The sequence below is a fragment of the Haloarcula sp. H-hyl6 genome (assembly GCF_056934455.1).
This window is the reverse complement of record NZ_JBRIIK010000002.1, coordinates 765892-782672: the sequence shown is the minus strand read 5'-3', so window position 1 is coordinate 782672 and position 16781 is coordinate 765892. Positions and strand designations below refer to the sequence as shown.

Here is a 16781-nt window from a genome sequence, read left to right as displayed (position 1 = left end):
TCGATACGTCGGGAGGCGGCAGGTTGATAAGCCGACCTTATTCGAAACCGCCCGACGATAGTCGCTGATTGTTTATTGAATCGTGGTGTGTGCCGAGTCACCACATGCCTGAAGAATCGAACGATGGGTCGATGTCCCGGCGAGACGTCCTGCGGGCCTCCGGTGGCGTCCTCGGACTCTCCGCGGGGGCGAGTTCGACCACGACCCGGAGCATCTCGTTCACGCGAGGGTGTCCCGACGCCACGACGCGACCCGCGATGCGCGACTGCGACGGGTCGACGATGGCCGGTTGTGCCGACGACCATCCGCGGACCCGGGAACTGCGCGACGCCGTCGGCGAGGCGCTGGACAGCGAGTTCGACACCGTCGGCGCGCTCCTGTCCGGCGGGTTCGTCCCGTACTTCGACCTGCTGACCGACGGCGACGAGGGCGGGTGGTCCCACTGGCTGAACCCCCGATACGTCGGCGACGACTCGATACTCGACGCGGCCCGACCGGCGGCAATCATGGTCGACAACAAGTGGTGGCGACCGATGGGCGCGATGTTCGTCGCGACCCGCGAGGGCGAGCGGTTGGCCGACCCGCCGTCGGTGTACGGCGACGACGAAGACGACGAGGAGCGGTGTTCCCCGTGGCACCACCACGTCGGTCTCCCGGGCCGTTACGCGTGGTGGAAGTTCCAGCAGGTGTGGGGCGACGGGGGCGACACCGGGTTTCGCCTCCCCTGTCGGACCCCCTGTATGATGCACGTCTGGACGCTCCCCAACCCCCACGGCGTCTACGCGCACGGCCCGCCGCCACGCGGGAGTCGGGGTGGCCCACCCGCCGAACCGGCCGGGTTCGAGACGTCTGCGACCCCTGGTGAGGACGAACTGGGCGTCGACGTGTTGGCCGAGGAACTGCTGAACAGTTCGGTCGCAGAGCGGTCCTGATTCCCCGATATCGGGACTCAGTCGTCGAGGAACCGACGCCAGTTCTCACCTTCGGCCAGTTCTTTCAGCGCCTCGGCGTGGTAGTCGACGAGTCGGCGCAGGCGGTTGCGAGCCACGGGCGTCCCGAGACGGCCCAGCGGCCCGAGAGGCATCGTAAAGCGGACGTCGTCGGTCATCAGCGTCCCGCCGTCGGCGGACTCGAACGTGTGTTCGTGCGAGAGCGACCCGAAGACGCCGCGCCGCTGTACGTCACGGAACCGCGCCGGACGCTCGAACTCGACCACCTCGGCGGTGAGTTCGAACGGGACGCCGAACTGCGGCGCTCGGAAGGTCACCGTGTCGCCGGGGCCGAGCAGACCGCTCCCGGCGACGGCCTCCTCGTTCGGCATCGTGGCGACGTGCGCCTCGACGTGTCGCGCGAGGTCGAACACTCGCTCTCTGGGCGCGTCGACGAACGTCTCCCGGTGGATTCGGGCCATCCATCGGTTCGTCCGGGCCGAAGCCGCATCGGATTTCCGACTCCGGCCCGATGGGCAGGCGTGGCGAACCGCCTGAACCTGCTCGCTGGGCTCCTCTGTCTGGCCGCGGTCGGTCTCCTCGCCGCCCTGTTCGGACCGGGCGCGCTGACGGCCGGCCCCGGCGCGACGGCGTTCGCAGGCCTCCTCGCGCTCGCCGGGTGCCTGTTCCTCCTCGCCGCAACCGACCGCACCGTCGTCATCGGTGGCCACCGTCTCGACCTGCACGACTGCAGCGGTCTCGGCGACGTCGCCGTCGGCTTCGCTATCTTCGGGGGGCTCGCGAGCCGTCCGCCCGGTGCCGAGGGACTGCTCTACACGGCGCTGGTGGTCTTCGGCGGCCTGAGCGCGGTGCTGTTCGGGATAGCTGGACTCGGAGAGAAGTACGGGAGAGTGTGAGTCGTTCCAACCGCTTCGAGACGTACGGGCCGTCGCTGCCACATTTTTGTTCCTCGGGTACGCTCCCCACGGTCGCGAACCACTCGTCGAAAAACGTGGGCGAAAAAGCGGGTCTCGTTCCACTCGACCCGTCCTCACTCCAGTCGCTTCGAGACGTACGGGCCGTCCTGCACGTAGTCGAGTTTGTTCCGGTAGTACTCACGGACGCCGATGCCCGAGATGACGGCAATCTTCGAGAAGCCCGCGTCGAGTGCCAGTTCCTCCGCTTTTCGGAGGAGTCGCTTGCCGTAGCCACGGTGCTGGTGGTCGTCGTCGCCCGCGGCCTGACCGACGCCGACCGAGTTCCCGTAGACGTGGAGTTCCCGGACGAGGGCGGCGTCCCGAAGTTCGCGACGCACGGGGTCGTTCGGGAACCGCAGGCGACAGAACCCCACGAGGACGTCGTTCTCGAAGTCCTCGAACGAGATGAAGTGCTCCGTGCCGCCGCAGGCCTCGTAGGTCATCACGTCTAGTTCCACGTCCTCGGCCACCTCGTCGCTGTGGCCGGCCTCCCGACAGCGGATGCAGTCGCAGGACCACCCGTGTTTCTCCATCTCCTGCCACGCCAACTGCCGGAGGTTGGACTTCCAGACGCCGCCCTCGATGAAGTCCGCGGGAATGTCCCGCTGTACCCGCTGGAGGCGGGTGTAGCGGGGAATCATGTCCTTGATTTCGGCGACGAGTTCGGCCGCCTCCTGATTGTCCAGCGGGTCGAAGTCGTTCTTCTGCCACCAGTCGTAGGTGACGGTGCCCGGAACCACGAGCGTCGGGTAGATTTTGAGGTAGTCCGGTTTCCACCGCGACTCCGAGAAGATGCGCCGGAAGTCCTCCAGACACATCTCCTTGGACATCCCCGGTTGCCCGGGCATCATGTGGAAGCCGACCTTGAACGCCGAGTCACGCAGGCGGCGGTTGGCGTCGATGCTCGCCTGCACGCCGTGGCCGCGGTGCATCTCTCGGTTGATGCGCTCGAACGTCGTCTGGACCCCGACTTCGACCTTCGTCCCGCCGAGGCGGAGCATCCGGTCTATCTGCTCGGGGTCACACCAGTCGGGTTTGGTCTCGAACGTCGTCGCGACGTTTCGCACGTCGGCCGTCTCGTTCTCGGCGACGACGTCCTCCAGATAGCGGAACTCGTACTCCTCGGGGTCCTCGGCGAAACTCACGTCCTCCGCCGGCGTGGGTTCGGCGTCCACGTCGAAGTCGTTCATCGCCTCCAAGGCCCGCTTGACGAACCACTCCTGATAGTCGTGGCTCCGGGCGGTCATCGTCCCGCCCATGATGATGAGTTCGGCCTTGTCGACCGGGTGGCCGATTTCCCGCAGTTGGTTCAGTCGGAGGGTGACCTGCCCGTAGGGGTCGTAGTCGTTCTGCTCGCCCCGGGCGGCGGCCGGTTCGTGCCCGGTGTAGGACTGCGCGGAGGAGAACTCCGAGTCCGGGCCGCCGGGACAGTACAGACACTTCCCGTGGGGACACCGCTCGGGCGAGGTCATGATGGCGATGGGGGAGACGCCGGACGCGGTGCGCACCGGTTTGCGCTGGAGCACCTCCTCCAGCACCTCGCGGTGCTCCTGTGGCGCGTAGTCCAGCAGTTCGGAGTTCTTCGGGACCTTCGGGGCCGAGAACTCCCGACAGACCTCCATCTTGGCCTGTTCGACCTCGTCGCGTTCGACGTCGCCGGCGAGGATGCGGTCCACCAGCTCCGCACACACCTGCTGGAAGGCCTCCGTCTCCTCTGTGTCGGGCGTCTCCGTGCTCATCGGCGTTACGCCACATCGTCGTCTCGGGCGAATAAGCGTGTCGCTCGGCTCTGCACGACTCGACGCCCGGGCGAGCGAGGCGCCCGGGAACGGCCGACGAAACGGCGTCAGGTACTCGTCTCCGTGGCGGTCCCGTTCTCGGTCGCCGTCCGCGTCTCGGTCCCGTCGACGTTCACCGTCTCCGTTCCCGCGGAGTCGGTCCCCGACTCTCCGCCAGCCGTCTCGACGTCCACGTCGATGACGTAGCGCATCGAGTCGGTGAGCTCCTCGTTCTGGAACGTCACCCAGAACCGCCACTGGAGGCCCGGAACCAGTTTCTCTACTTCCTCGGCGGTCGTGTCGACGAACCGTGAGACCCGTTCGTCGCCGTCCATCAGGTCGACCGTGACCGTGACGTTCGTGAACGCTTCGTCCCCCGTGTTCTCGACGACGCCGGTCACACCGACGTTCTCCGCCGTCTCGTACGCGGAGTGGCTCAGTAACGTGACGCCGTTCCCGAGGTCCTCCGGGGAGTCGCCCTGCATGTTGACGGGGTCGAACTTCTGGTCGACGCTCGCCGTCGTCTGCGCCTCCGTTCCGGTGGCCTGTGTCTCGGTCTGGTCCTCAGCCTCGCCGCTTCCGCCGTCGCCCGAACACCCAGCGAGACCGACTGCGGCAGTCGAGGCACCGAGCGCTCGGATGAATCTTCGTCGCGTAGTCATGGTGAGAATCCCATCGGAGTACAACTCGCCGAAGGGAAGTGACTGCGGCCTGTGTGTGCAAGGTCGCCGGCCCCTACGTCTCGTCGGCCGCCCCGTCCGAACCACCACCGTCGGCGTCGCCGGACTCGCCGACCGAGAGGCCGAACTCCTCGGCCCGATGCCGCCAGAACTCCTCGTACCCCTCCTCTCGCTCCGAGACAGTCCGCTGGCCCTCTTGCACTCGGTCGAGTTTGAGGTCCACCTCCTCAATGAGTTCCTCGGCGGCGTCGCTGGAGACGACGCCGGTGCGCATCGAGTCCATGAGGGCGCTCTTCTCTCGCTGGAGGATGCGGCGTTCGCCCGCCAGAATCTGCTCCTTGCGCAGTTCCGGGTTCTGCCCCATCAGCGTCGCGATGGCCTCGTTCAACTGGGCTTTCTCCTCCTCGTACTCGGCCGTGAAGTCGTCGTACACGTTCTGTGGAATGTCGCCGCTCTCGTGGAGGTCCTCGACGGCCGAGAGGGCGGCGTCCACGGCGCGAGCGCGGCCGACGAGCAGTTCGAACAGTTCCTCAGCGTCGCTCTTGGTCACGATGTCCAGCGCGTCCAGCAGATTCGACATCGTCAACCCCTGTACGACGAGCGAGAACGCCGCGACGCCGAACACCATGGCTCGGAGTTCCGTCCGCATCGGCGTGGACGGCGGCAGTCCGAGGACGAGCGCGATGGGTATCGAGGCGTGCAGTCCACCCCAGACCATCACGTGCTGATAGTTCAGCGGCACGTCGGGGTTCGTAAACCGATTGGTGACCGCAGAGAGCGGGTAGACGACGGCGGCCCGGGCCGCGAGGACGAGGGGGATGGCCGCGGCGATGAGGTACGCGTTGTCGAGCAAGTCGCCGAGCGGCGTCGTCACGCCTATCATGAGGAAGATGAACGTGTTGACGATGAACGCCGCCGTCTCCCACGTGTTGAAGATGGCTATCTTCGTCTGCGGACTCATCGCGGACTCGGCACCGCGGTTCCCGACGAACAGGCCGGCGACGACGGTGGCGATGACGCCCGAGAGGTGGAATCCGAGGACGTCGGCGGCGTAGTGTTCCGCCAGCAGAAACGCCCCGTAGGCGAGGATGATGGTGAGGATAATCTCGGTCATGTGGTCGTCCAGCGAGGCCATGACCGAGTACGCGAGGACGCCACCGGCCAACCCGACCAGCAGTCCCCCGCCCGAGACCAGCATGATGTCGGCGAACAACTCCCCGAGGCCCGAGAGCGTGAACAGTTCCGACCCGTTCCCGCCGGTCGACCCCACGTAGCCCAGAAGCGCCGAGAACACGACGACGCCGACGCCGTCGTTGACGAGGCTCTCGCCCTCCACCAGCGTCGAGAGTCGGTCGGGTGCGCCCAGTTCCTCGAACAGCGCCAGCACCGACACCGGGTCCGTCGGCAGTATCATCGCCGCGAACAACAGCGCCACCAACAGGTCGAACCCCGGGAACAGTCGGGCCCCGACCACCCCGACCACCGTGATGGAGGCCAACAGTCCGACGACTGCCAGTAGGAGTATCGGGAAGAGGTTCCGGCGCAACCGTTCGAGGTCTGTCGTGGCCGCCCCCTCGAACAGGAGCGGAGGTAACAGCACGAGCAGAATCAGGTCGTGCGAGAGCTCTATCTCCACCGTGACGCCGATTATCGAGGCCAAGAAGCCCGCGATGAGCAGGGCGATAGTGTAGGGGAACCGGCCTACCTTGGCGACGAAGATGCCGACGCCGGCCGCGATGATGAACACCGCGAGCAGGTCGGCCAACAGGGCGACGGAGATACCACCAGTTGCCATTGGGAACGGTTTCGGCGTGGGCCTGTTAAATAGTGGCCCGGCACTGGACTACTCGTCCCAGTACTCCATCTCGGCGTGTAAGTCGAGGTACGTCGAAATCGTCCGCTCGTCGCTGTCGCCGCCCGGGGCCGCCCCCGCGTACAGGCCGACCATCTCCTTGTCGGGGTAGACGGTGATGTCCGGTTCCTGCATGGTGGAGACCATCAACAGGCGGAGGCCGTCGTCTCCCGCCTCGATTTCGTGGGCAGACGCCTCGCCCGCCGGGAGCGCGACGTAGTCGCCCGCTTCGAGCGCGTGTTCCTCGGCGTCGGCGCCGAGCCACAGCGTCCCCGTCCCCGATTGGACGAGTATCGCCTCCTCGTTGCCCTCGTGGTAGTGGCGAAGCCACAGGCGCTTGCCCGGCGCCACTTCGTAGAGACTCGCGCCGAGTGTCTCGCCGCCGGCGGCGTCCCCGAGTTGCTTGCGCTTGAACGCGCGCCGACCGTGTTCGTAGTCCGTCCACTCCACGTCGTCGACGTTGACGGGACCGTCGGGCATAGCTACGTCTCCGCCGCCCCCGGTAAAAAGTACTGCCGTCGTTACAGGTCGTCGCTGAGAGCCGTCAGCGTCGCGTCGAGCACCGCGGACTGCTCGCCGGCGAGGTAGCGGATGGAGCCTTCACGCACGCTCCGGGTCGCCACGCCACCCTCGGGAACGGCCGCTTCGACGGCGTCGACCAGTTCGTGGAGGTCCACGTCCGCGTCGGTGCGGACGTACAGCGTGTCCGTCGCCACGCCGACGACGGCGTCGACGTCGTCGCGCATCTCCCGGTGGAGTTCGTCCAGCAGGAGCGTCTCGGGCGGGAACTCGTACTGGTGGGAGTAGGCGTCCGTGTCGAGGACGGCTATCTCGCTGCCCGCGACCGTCTGGACGTCGACGTTCGCGCGGGCCGTCGACACCTCCTCGTCGACCTTCTCGCGGAACTGCTCGGCGACGTGGCCGGCGAGTCCGCCCACGTCGTCCTCGTCGTCGCCGAAGACGAGGTCGGTGATGAGTTCGCGCTTGTCCTCGTAGGACTGGTAGTACGCCTCCAGCGCGACGGCCTCGCGCAGTTGCGTGACGGCCGTCTCGTCGTAGCCGGCCTCGCTGGCCGCGTCGAGGTACGCCTCGGGGGCTTCCTCCCAGACGCTGACGGCGGGCAAGTGACGCAGGTCCTCGCGCACCTCGTCGTTGACGTGGGCCGCGACGTTGGCCGCGAGCGCCGTCGCCGTCGTGTCGGGCGCGTCGGCGAGACTCGGCGAGACGACGGCGTCGACAGCGGCCGTGACTTCGTCGTCGACGTCGATGTCGTCGACCACGACGGTCGGTGCGCCGTAGACATTCAACAGTTCGAAGCCGTCGAGGCTCTCGCGGGTGCCGCCGGCGGCGACGAAGACGAACAGGGGGAGCGTCTCGTCGTGGCGCGCCCGGTTGTCGAGCATCGTCGTCGTGTCCTTCGTCGCGTCGTCCATGTCGTAGACGCCGCCCTCCAGCGGTCGGCGGTCGAAGTAGTGGTACTGCGCGTCGGACCGTCGGTGCTGGTCGGTGACGAGGGGGAGCGTCGCGCGTTCGAGGGCGCTCCCGGCGAGGTAGCCGTCGGCGGTGTTGGCGTGCCTGACGATGACGGGGCGGTCGGTCAGGACCGCCTTCCGGATGTGAGTCGCCGCCTCGACGAGGTCCTCGGAGAGAGCCTCCGCGGTGGCGTCGTCGGTGAGCGGTTCGACGGCCTCGGGACGGGCCTCGTCGTCGAGCGCGTCGGCGAGTCGCTGTTCCACGGCCTCGCGCTCCGCTGCTTCCAGGACGGTCAGGCTCTCCGTCTCGACCTGAATCTCGCCGCGGCGTCGGCGCACCTCGCCGTCGAGGCGGACCACGTCGCCCTCCTCGACGTCGGGGTAGGCGCGGACGCCCGCCTCGACGAAGGCGGCACAGTCGACGGTGCCGGTCTCGTCTTGCAGTTCGAAGACTGTCGGGCCGGACGTCTGCCGGACGCCGACGACTTCGCCTTCGAGGCGCAGGTCCTCGCCGACGTGGTCGCCGAGAGCGGTGACGGCGACGGTCTGCCGGTCTTCGGTCGCCTCTGCCGCCGTCTCCTCGCTGTCAGTCTCCTCTGCTTCGACGACCGCAGCGTTTGCGCCGCCGGCCGACGCGCCGTCGGTCTCGGCGTCCTCGCTGGACTGGCCGACGGTCCCGCCGGCACCGTTCACGCGGTCGGCGTCGCCGGTCTGACTCACGGCACCGGCGGTCGCCTCCGCGCCCTCGTCGCCCGCGTCCGTCGCGTCCTCGCCGTTCTCGTCGGCGGCGTCGGCGGCCATCTCGGCCCCGTCGTCGCTCGCTTGCGAGGGGCCGTCGTCGGTCGCCTCGGGGGACTGGGACGACCCCGCGTCCCCGTCAGCGTTTCCCGACTCGTCGGCCTCCGCCTCGTCTTCGAGGAGCGTCGAGTGGCCCACGTCGGGGTCGTCGACGAGGACGCCGCGGAACTCGCGCTCGGACTGGCGAATCGACCAGCCGAGGTCGACGTTGCCGTTGTCGCGGACGTTCTTCACCTGCACGAACACCTCGTCGCCCGAGTCCCAGTCGAGGGAGTCGAGGCGACGGTCCAGTTCGCTCCGGTGGAGGAGACCGGTGACGCTGTCACCGATGTCGACGAAGACGCCGAACTCGGCGAAGCCGTCGACGCTGCCGCGGTAGTAGCGACCGACCGAGAGCTGGTCGGGACTGGTGCCTCTGAACTCGAATACGGCGTCCTCCTCGTGGAGGTCACAGATGCGTCCTTCGACAGACGTGCCGCAAATGATACACGAACCCATTGCCCGGACGAAGCATTTCGGGCCTAAAACGGTTGTCGAATTACGCGCGAGGGTGTGGCCGCCTCTCAGTCGAACATCTCGCTCTCCGATTCGAGGAGTTCCAGCCCCTCTGCGACCGCTCTAGCCTGTTCTGGGAACAACGCGACCTCTATCTCGCTCCCCTGTTCGTCCTCGAAGGCGAGTTTCACGCGCTTGTCGCCGTACTCCCGAACGTCGACGCCCTCGACGTCGTACATCTTGATAGTCGCCTGCTTGTTCGACGGGCCGACGTTCTTGAACGCGCCGTCTTTCAGTTCGAGCATGAACTGCTCGATGTCGAGACTGAGCATGGCGGCACTGAGCGCCGCCGATACCTAAAAGCCACCAGTACCGAGGAGACGCGTGGCGGCGTCGAACCCGCGGAACCCGTAGCCGAAGACCACTGCCGCCGGGAGCGCCGCCACGACGGCCGCGACGCCGACGCGCAGGTCGTGGACGACTGCCGTGCCGACGACGTACAGCGCCGCGCCCCACGCCGTGACGAGGACGCGCAGTTCGGGCGAGGGCAGGCCCGCCAGCAGGCACGGTGCCATCGCGTAGCACATGACCTGCACGGTCTCGCTGACGCCCGCGCGGTCCGGCGCGACGGGCAGCAACAGGAGCGTCTGGAGCGCCGCCGTCAGGTGAACCGTCGCCGGCGTGACGAAGACGATGATGCCGAGCAACGCGAGCACCGCGATGCCCGGCGTGAAGTCCCCGATAGCGGGGTACGGGAACGGCCCCGTCGAGACGACGCCGCGGCGCGCGAGGTCCACGACGAGGAACCGACTGGCCTCCTCGACGAGGACGACCAGCGCCGCGAACACCAGCCCCGGCGCTTGGTCACCGGGCGCGACCCCCGTGCGGAAGAAGCGGCGGGGCCGCACCAGAATCTCGGCCCACGCGCGAACGAGTGCGCTCGGTCCCCGGTCGCGCCCGCCCGTCGGGTTCTCGACCCACTGTGTCACGTCGCTCCCTACTGACTCGCCGAGTAAGACGGTTGCGAGTCAGTCCCGCCGGAGCGTGTGACACTCCCGACAGCGCGCCTCGTAGGACTCCCTCGCGCCGACGAGGATGGTCGGGTCCTCGACGTGGGCGGGGTCGCCGTCGACGAGTCGCTGGTTCCGTGTCGCGGGTTCGCCACAGTTCGCGCAGATGGCCTGAAACTTCTCGACGTACTCCGCGAGGGCGACGAGGTCCGGAAGGGGGTCGAACGGTTCGCCCCGGAAGGTCTGGTCGGTGCCGCTGACGACGACGCGGCGGCCCTCGTCGGCGAGCGTCTCGCAGGCGTCGACCAGCGACGCCTCGAAGAAGTTTGCCTCGTCGACGGCGACGACGTCCTCGCCGTTCAGCGCCGCACGCATCTCCGGGAGGGGGTCCTCGGGGTCCACGACCGTCGCCTCCCACTGCCGACCGTCGTGTGACCCGATACTCGCCTCGCCGTAGCGGTCGTCTATCGCGGGCGTGAACGCCGCGACGGACTGGCCCGCTATTTCCGCCCGTCGAAGCCGTCGGAGCAGTTCCTCGGTCTTCCCCGAGAACATACAGCCAGTGACCACCTCGACCCACCCGCTCCGCGTGATAGCGTGCATCCTGTCAGTTCGGGGGACGGGGGCGAAAAATCCGTTTCGGTCCGCTCGGTCAGGCGTCCGCACCTTCGCCCCGGACGCTCACGGCTCGCACACGCTCTCGCGGTCCTCGCGGTTAATCGTCCGCACCTTCGCCCCGGACGCTCACGGCTCGCACACGCTCTCGCGGTCCTCGCGGTTAATCGTCCGCACCTTCGCCCCGGACGCTCACGGCTCGCACACGCTCTCGCGGTCCTCGCGGTTAATCGTCCGCACCTTCGCCCCGGACGCTCACGGCTCGCACACGCTCTCGCGGTCCTCGCGGTTAATCGTCCGCACCTTCGCCCCGGACGCTCACGGCTCGCACACGCTCTCGCGGTCCTCGCGGTTAATCGTCCGCGCCGACGTTCTCCGTGCTCTCGAAACACGGCGGGTCGGGTTCGATGTTCGCGTACTGCACCGCTTCCTCGCCGAGCGTCGCCACGCGCTCCTCGACGTCGGGGTCGACTATCCGACCGTCCTCGACGCTGTTTCTGGCTCGCGGGATGGCGGCCTGATGCGGGATGACCCAGCAGTTGAGCGCGCGACAGACCGACCGGAGGTGTTCGAGCGCGGTGATGGGGAACCCGCCGCCGGCGACGGCGAGCAACCCGACCGTCTTGTGTTCGAACTCGTCGAACCCGCAGTAGTCGAGCGCGTTCTTCAGCGGGGCCGAGTACGACCCGTGATACACGGGCGTCCCGAGGACGATGGCGTCGGCCTCGCGGACTCGGTCGGTGAGTTCGACGGCGTCGCCCGCCTCCCGGTCGTCTGGGTCGAACACCGGGAGGTCGAACTCCCGCAGGTCGAGCAGTTCGGTGGTCGCGCCCGTCTCCTCTGCGGCGTCGAGGGCACGCGCGACGCCGATGCGGGTGTAGCTACCGTCGCGGAGACTGCCGGTGATGCCGACGACGTGCGGTCTGGACATATTCGGGACAGACGCTCGGCGGGTAAAGTGATAGCGGAACCGGGAACCGGCCTACCCCTCGCGGTACTGGTCGGTGACGTCCTGGAGGTTGACGACCCCCTCGGGGACGCGGTAGGCGGCGACGACGGACTTCTCGGCGTCCATCGAATCGACCGTCTTGTCGACGCCGTAGCCGACGTAGGTGCAGTCCTCGCGAGTGAACTCGACGACGGAGTACCCCCAGTTGTGGCTGTCGAAGAACTCGATGTGCGGGTTCATCGCCGTCACGAGTTTGGTGAGGAGGGGTTCGGTGATGCGCCCGCGCAGGCCGCGTGTCAGGTGGAGTGCTTCAGCGACGTTGAGCGACGTGACGGCCGGCGTCATGAACTCGACGCCGATTCGGTCGCCCTCGGCGGCGCCCTCGCCGCCGGTGACTCGTCCGGGATAGGAGGTCTGCTGGTAGCCGGCGACGTAGCAGTGCATGTCGCCCGTCAGCGTGACGTAGTTGTCAACGTCGGCGGCGCCGATGGCCTCCGAGATGCGCTGGCGCTCGCGAGTGTAGCCGTCCCACCCCCCCTGCACGGGGTAGAGCGACAGGGGCCCCGACCCGATGCGGAACGGGATGGTGAGGACCTCGTCGGCCCACACCGTCCACGTCGTCTCCGACCCGGTGATGGTGTCGACGAGCCACTCGCGTTGCTCCTCGCCGAGCATCGTCCGGCCGGGCGGTTCGCGGTGGGGGCCGACGTTGTCCGGCGTGGGGATGGCCTCCCGTGGCGGGTCCCGGAACAGTCGCTCGTCGGTCAACGCGAGCGTCACGAGGTCGCCGAACTCGACGGCACGCCAGAGTTTGAACCGGTCCTGAAGCGACTCGCCGTTGGGGTCGTACTCGACGCGGGCGGGCATGTACTCCCACCACGAGTGCATCGCGTCGGCGACGAGTTCCCGCATGAACTGGGGGTAGTCGGCCTTCGGGTGGTCGCCGGACGGCGCGTGGGTTCGGGAGTCCCAGTAGACGTCGTTGACCATCTCGTGGTCGTCCCACCCGGCGACGAGCGTGTGCGACTCCATCGTCCGCTGGAGGAACCGGTCCGAACGGTACGTGCGGTGGAGGTAGCGATAGTCGGCGAGCGTGTGCGCGCGGTCGTAGCCGCTCGGGAGCGATAGCTCACGACCCTCGTACTCGTAGGAGCCGATGCCCTTGAAGTGGCCGTCGTCGGACTCGTAGATGAAGTCCCCGAGGTGGACCACGAAGTCCACGTCCTCTTCGGCCACGTGGCCGAGCGCCGGGAAGTAGCCGTTGAGGTAGTTCTGGCAGGTGAGGACGGCGACGCGGAGCGACTCGGGCGAGTCGTCGGGGTGCGGGAGCGTCCGACAGCGGCCGGTTCGGGACGCGACGCCGTCGTAGACGAACCGGTAGTGGTACTCGCTGTCCGGGTCGAGGCGGCCGTCGAGGTCGACTTTCACCGTGTAGTCGTGCGCCCGGACGCGGTCCGGGTCGGTGACGACGCCGTCGTAGACCACGTCCTCGAAGTCGGGGTCGGCGGCGACTTCGACGCCGAGAGGCGTCTCCGAATCGAACCGGTCGGGTGAGACGCGCGTCCAGAGGATGACGCCGGACGGCGTCGGGCCGCCGCTGGCGACCGACTGGGGGAACACCTCGTCCGGGTCGCCGTCGGCGTCCACTTCGAGAGCGTCCGAGTCGCCCGCTTCGACGAGGTCCATCGCCAGCGCGAGGTCGTGGGAGTCCAGTTCCGAGAGCAGTTCCGCGTGGTCGTCGCTGGCCCGCGACGGTTCGTCGAGGCCGTCAAGCCCGCCCTCACCCGGCATGGAGGGGCGTATGGCGGGAGTCGGTATGCCGGTTTCGGCCGTCGCTCACCGGTCCAGCGCGACGACCGTCTCGCCGTCGCCTTCCCCGACCGAGACGAGGCCGTCGTCGGCGAGGTCGGTCACGAGGTCACGGAGCCACTCGCGGCCGTTCTCGCCGTCCGGGGCGTAGTCCACGCGGACCCGCGGCCCGAGTTCGTCGAGTGCGAGTTCGTCGTACTCGTTGAGGACGTTGACCACGCGGCCGCGGAACTGCCGCCTGCTCCCCTCGAACTCGGGTTGGGTGGGCACGTCGGGTGCCGTGAAGTCACCGGTCTGGTAGGCGTGACACCACTCGCGCCACGGGCAACCGGCCTCGTCACACCGTGGTTTCTTCCCGCAAGCGACGCCGCCGAGTTCCATGATCGCGTTGTTCCAGATTCGGGACTCTCCGGCCGGCATGAGGGCGTTCGCAACCGTTTCGTAGTCCGGATCGTCCGCATTATGGATTTCTGCAAATGCGCGGTACAGCACGCGTTTGACGTTCGTGTCGACGACGGCGTCCCCGTTGTCGAACGCGAAGGAGGCGACGGCGTTGGCGGTGTAGGGACCGACGCCCATCAGTTCGGAGAGTCCCTCGGGGTCGCGGGGCCACTCGCCGTCGTGGTCCTCGACTATCTGTCGGGAGGCCTCGTGGAGGTACTTCGCGCGGTTGTTGTACCCCAGCGAGTGACTCGTCCAGAAGCCGACGACGTCGCCCCGGTCGGCCGCCGCGAGGTCGGCGGTCGTGGGCCAGCGGTCCAGAAAGTCCCGCCACGCGCCGACGACGCGGTCGAGTTGGGTCTGCTGGCTCATCACCTCGGAGACGAGAATCTCGTACGGGTCCTCCGTCTGTCGCCACGGGTACTCCCGGTGGTCCGACTCGTACCACTCGACCAGCGCCCGCTGGACCGGTTCGAGGTCCGCCGGCAGGTCACCCGGCGCGTCCGTCGCCGACTGCTCGCTCATTGGGCACTCGTTCGGGCCGTTCCGATTTGTGTGTGGTGGTTACGGTCAGTCGTCGTCGGCCGACACCCACTCGAACGACGACTCCTCCCACCCGCTGTCGTCGCGGTCGAACACGTCCGAGAAGACGAACATGGCACCGTCCTCGTACGTCGTGTCGACGTAGAGGCGCCAGCCGTGGGCCTCGGCGATGGTCTTGACGATGGAGAGGCCGAGTCCCGTTCCGCCCTCGCTGGCGGTGTGTCCGTACTCGAAGATGTCGTCGACCGCGTCGTCCGGGATACCGGGGCCGTCGTCGGCGACGTAGAACCCGTCACGCAGCGTCCCCACTTCGACGGTCGCCCCGGCCCCCACGTGGTCGACGGTGTTTCGAAACAGGTTCTCGAAGGCCCGCAGGAGACGCGACCGGTCGGCCTCGATGGGGCGACTCGCCGTCACTACGAGGTCGGCGTCCTTGCTGTCGACGGTCGACCACGCGTCGCGGGCAACGTCGCCGAGGCGGACTCGCTCCGTCTCTTCGACGCTCGCGCCCTCCCGGGTGAGCGTGAGGACGTCCTCGATGATGGACTCGATGCGGTCGTGCGCGTTCTCCAGTTTGTCCACGTGACGCTGGAGGTCGTCCGTCTCGACGCCCTCGGTCGCGAGTGCGTCGAACTCCGCCGAGAGCAGTTCCGCGTGGCCGCGAGCGACCGTCAGCGGGTTGCGGAGGTCGTGTGACAGGGTCGATGCGAACTGGTCGAGGCGGTCGTTCTGGCGTTCGAGTTCGCGGCGGGACTGCTCTGCGACCTCCCGGGCCTCGTGGGCCTGCCGCAACTGCTCGCGTGTCCTGTCGCGCATCTCCTCGACGGCGGCGTACAGTCGCCCCACCTCGTCCCTTCGGCCCGTCGAGAGGTCCGCGTCGAGGTCACCGCGTCCCATCGCGCGCACTCGACGGGTCAGTCTGGTGACGGGCCCGACCGTCCACCGGGTGAGGAACACGCCGACGGCACCGAGCGACAGGGCCGTCACCGCGAGTATCGCGGCCGCGGTGAGTCCCGCGAATCGCGTCGGTCGGGCGAGAACTGACCGTTCGGCGGCCGTGGCGACCACCCACGGCGCACCCTCCACCGGCGCGTACGCCACCACCGCGTCGTCACGAGTCGCGGTCACGGCGGTTCGGTCGGAGACGGTATCGACCCGCGACTCCGGAACCGTCTCGGGGACGGCGCCGGAACCGGTCGTAAACACCGCCGTCCCCGTCTCGTCGAAGACGGTTAGCGGCGCCGTCCCACCGCCCAACCGGCGTTCGTCCACCGCTCCGACGACGAGGAGGACGGCGCCACTGTCGGGCACCGGACTCGCGAACGCGAGCGAGAGTCCGTCCGCCCCCTCGTAGGCCTGTTCCGAGTGGACGACGCCGTCCTCGTCGCCAGTGGCCGTCGCCGCTGCCACGACAGAGCGCCACGCCGACTGCGTGCCCGCGAGCGTCCCGCCCGCTACGGACTCGTCCGTGCTGGCAGCGACGGTGGTCCGGACGCCCGAGGTGTCGACGTAGTGAACCGCCGTCACGTCGGCGGGCGCGCCTACGGCCTCGTTCCGGAGGAACTCCCGAATTCGCGTCTCGTTCCCCGAGCGGACCGCCGACGCGTCCGAGAGCGTGCGAGTCCGGACGCTGAGCGCGGAGTGCCACCCACCGACCGCTTCGGCCTGTACCGTCGCCGTCGACCGCAGGTCGGCAGTCCTGTCGGACCCGGCGGTCTGGTGAGCGACCGCGTAACTGCCGACGCCGACTGCAGCGACGACGAGGACGACGAGACCGAACAGGACGGCGACGGTGGTGCGATATCGGCTCGTGACAATCGGAAGGGAACGTCCCTCGTCGAGGGGCGGGTCTGCGCGGTCGCTCTCCGGTCCGTTTCCACCCCCTGTCTTCCCGTTCCGAGCGCCGGTCCGGCGCTCGTCGTCGTCACGTCCTGTCATGCAAAGTCGCGCCCTCCGGGCCCCCGACCCGAACGTTACGTCCATCCACACGCGCTACCGTGTATAAGATTTTGTATTCCAGCGCCGATATCAACCGCGACTCGTCGGCCAGCGTCCCGTCGAGTCGCAAAGCGTTTCCCCGCCCTTCGCCACAGTCGGGACGTGACTCTCGAAGACCTACAGGACGACGTCGAAGCGGAGTACGCCGAGTTCGGCGACGAACTCGCCGTCGGGTTGGACCGCGAGACGCGGAACGAACTCGCCATGCTCTCCGTCGCGTTCGACCCGGACGGCGCCGACGAACTCGTCAGGCGCGCCGTCCACGCCTTCTTCCAGTCCACGGTCGAACGGGGGACGCTAGACTTCCACCTCCGGTCGGGCTACGACTGCACCTACGACGAGTACCTCTCTGGGATGACGTTCGACGAGATGACGGGCGCGAACCAGTTCCCACAGCAACAGGACAACGACGACCGGCGGTACCAGTTCTAAGCG

At 68.0% G+C, this 16781-nt stretch carries 16 protein-coding genes; 3 read left to right on the top strand and 13 right to left on the bottom strand.

The genetic code is table 11. The annotated features are described in order from the left end of the window. Window positions 1-104: 104 nt before the first annotated feature. Window positions 105-932: a hypothetical protein gene (locus Hhyl6_RS17625; RefSeq protein ID WP_483740554.1), complete on the top strand. Its 828-nt coding sequence runs from the start codon at window positions 105-107 to the stop codon at window positions 930-932. A gap of 17 nt (window positions 933-949) precedes the next feature. On the opposite strand, the gene Hhyl6_RS17620 is transcribed toward Hhyl6_RS17625, so the two are convergent. After that, window positions 950-1411 (bottom strand): SRPBCC family protein, encoded by a 462-nt coding sequence (locus Hhyl6_RS17620; protein WP_483740553.1) that lies wholly within the window; start codon window positions 1409-1411, stop codon window positions 950-952. 60 nt (window positions 1412-1471) lie between these two features. On the opposite strand from Hhyl6_RS17620, the gene Hhyl6_RS17615 reads away from it, so the two are divergent. After that, the gene (locus Hhyl6_RS17615) at window positions 1472-1846 is read left to right on the top strand and encodes a DUF7994 family protein (RefSeq protein WP_483740552.1); all 375 of its coding nucleotides are present in this window, start codon (window positions 1472-1474) and stop codon (window positions 1844-1846) included. 134 nt (window positions 1847-1980) lie between these two features. On the opposite strand, the gene Hhyl6_RS17610 is transcribed toward Hhyl6_RS17615, so the two are convergent. From Hhyl6_RS17610 to Hhyl6_RS17555, 12 genes are all read right to left on the bottom strand, one after another. After that, window positions 1981-3645, bottom strand: coding sequence for a tRNA uridine(34) 5-carboxymethylaminomethyl modification radical SAM/GNAT enzyme Elp3 (locus Hhyl6_RS17610; protein WP_483740551.1), 1665 nt, complete (start codon window positions 3643-3645; stop codon window positions 1981-1983). Between the two features lie 107 nt (window positions 3646-3752). After that, the gene (locus Hhyl6_RS17605) at window positions 3753-4346 is read right to left on the bottom strand and encodes an FxLYD domain-containing protein (RefSeq protein ID WP_483740550.1); all 594 of its coding nucleotides are present in this window, start codon (window positions 4344-4346) and stop codon (window positions 3753-3755) included. Between the two features lie 73 nt (window positions 4347-4419). Then, on the bottom strand, window positions 4420-6159 hold the full coding sequence (locus Hhyl6_RS17600; protein ID WP_483740549.1) for a cation:proton antiporter: 1740 nt from the start codon (window positions 6157-6159) through the stop codon (window positions 4420-4422). Window positions 6160-6207: 48 nt separating this feature from the next. Then, window positions 6208-6696, bottom strand: coding sequence for a cupin domain-containing protein (locus Hhyl6_RS17595; protein ID WP_483740548.1), 489 nt, complete (start codon window positions 6694-6696; stop codon window positions 6208-6210). A gap of 41 nt (window positions 6697-6737) precedes the next feature. After that, window positions 6738-8984 carry an OB-fold nucleic acid binding domain-containing protein gene (locus Hhyl6_RS17590; protein WP_483740547.1) on the bottom strand — a complete coding sequence of 749 codons (2247 nt, stop codon included), beginning with the start codon at window positions 8982-8984 and terminating at the stop codon, window positions 6738-6740. 65 nt (window positions 8985-9049) lie between these two features. Further along, window positions 9050-9313 carry a hypothetical protein gene (locus tag Hhyl6_RS17585; protein ID WP_483740546.1) on the bottom strand — a complete coding sequence of 88 codons (264 nt, stop codon included), beginning with the start codon at window positions 9311-9313 and terminating at the stop codon, window positions 9050-9052. 24 nt (window positions 9314-9337) lie between these two features. Continuing rightward, window positions 9338-9970, bottom strand: a complete 633-nt coding sequence (locus Hhyl6_RS17580) for a YIP1 family protein (RefSeq protein WP_483740545.1) — start codon at window positions 9968-9970, stop codon at window positions 9338-9340. Between the two features lie 39 nt (window positions 9971-10009). Next, on the bottom strand, window positions 10010-10594 hold the full coding sequence (locus Hhyl6_RS17575) for a thymidine kinase (RefSeq protein WP_483740544.1): 585 nt from the start codon (window positions 10592-10594) through the stop codon (window positions 10010-10012). Between the two features lie 364 nt (window positions 10595-10958). After that, window positions 10959-11537 carry an NADPH-dependent FMN reductase gene (locus tag Hhyl6_RS17570; protein ID WP_483740543.1) on the bottom strand — a complete coding sequence of 193 codons (579 nt, stop codon included), beginning with the start codon at window positions 11535-11537 and terminating at the stop codon, window positions 10959-10961. A 51-nt stretch (window positions 11538-11588) separates the two neighbouring features. Then, complete coding sequence (locus Hhyl6_RS17565; RefSeq protein ID WP_483740542.1) at window positions 11589-13346, bottom strand: alkaline phosphatase D family protein; 1758 nt, start codon at window positions 13344-13346, stop codon at window positions 11589-11591. A 45-nt stretch (window positions 13347-13391) separates the two neighbouring features. Continuing rightward, window positions 13392-14330 carry an HhH-GPD family protein gene (locus Hhyl6_RS17560; protein ID WP_483740541.1) on the bottom strand — a complete coding sequence of 313 codons (939 nt, stop codon included), beginning with the start codon at window positions 14328-14330 and terminating at the stop codon, window positions 13392-13394. A gap of 45 nt (window positions 14331-14375) precedes the next feature. Next, entirely contained in the window at window positions 14376-16286 is a 1911-nt protein-coding gene (locus Hhyl6_RS17555) for a sensor histidine kinase (protein ID WP_483740540.1), read from the bottom strand. Window positions 16287-16448: 162 nt separating this feature from the next. Between Hhyl6_RS17555 and Hhyl6_RS17550 the strand changes: the two genes are divergently transcribed. Then, entirely contained in the window at window positions 16449-16778 is a 330-nt protein-coding gene (locus tag Hhyl6_RS17550) for a ribbon-helix-helix protein (protein WP_483740539.1), read from the top strand. The last annotated feature ends 3 nt before the right edge of the window (window positions 16779-16781 follow it).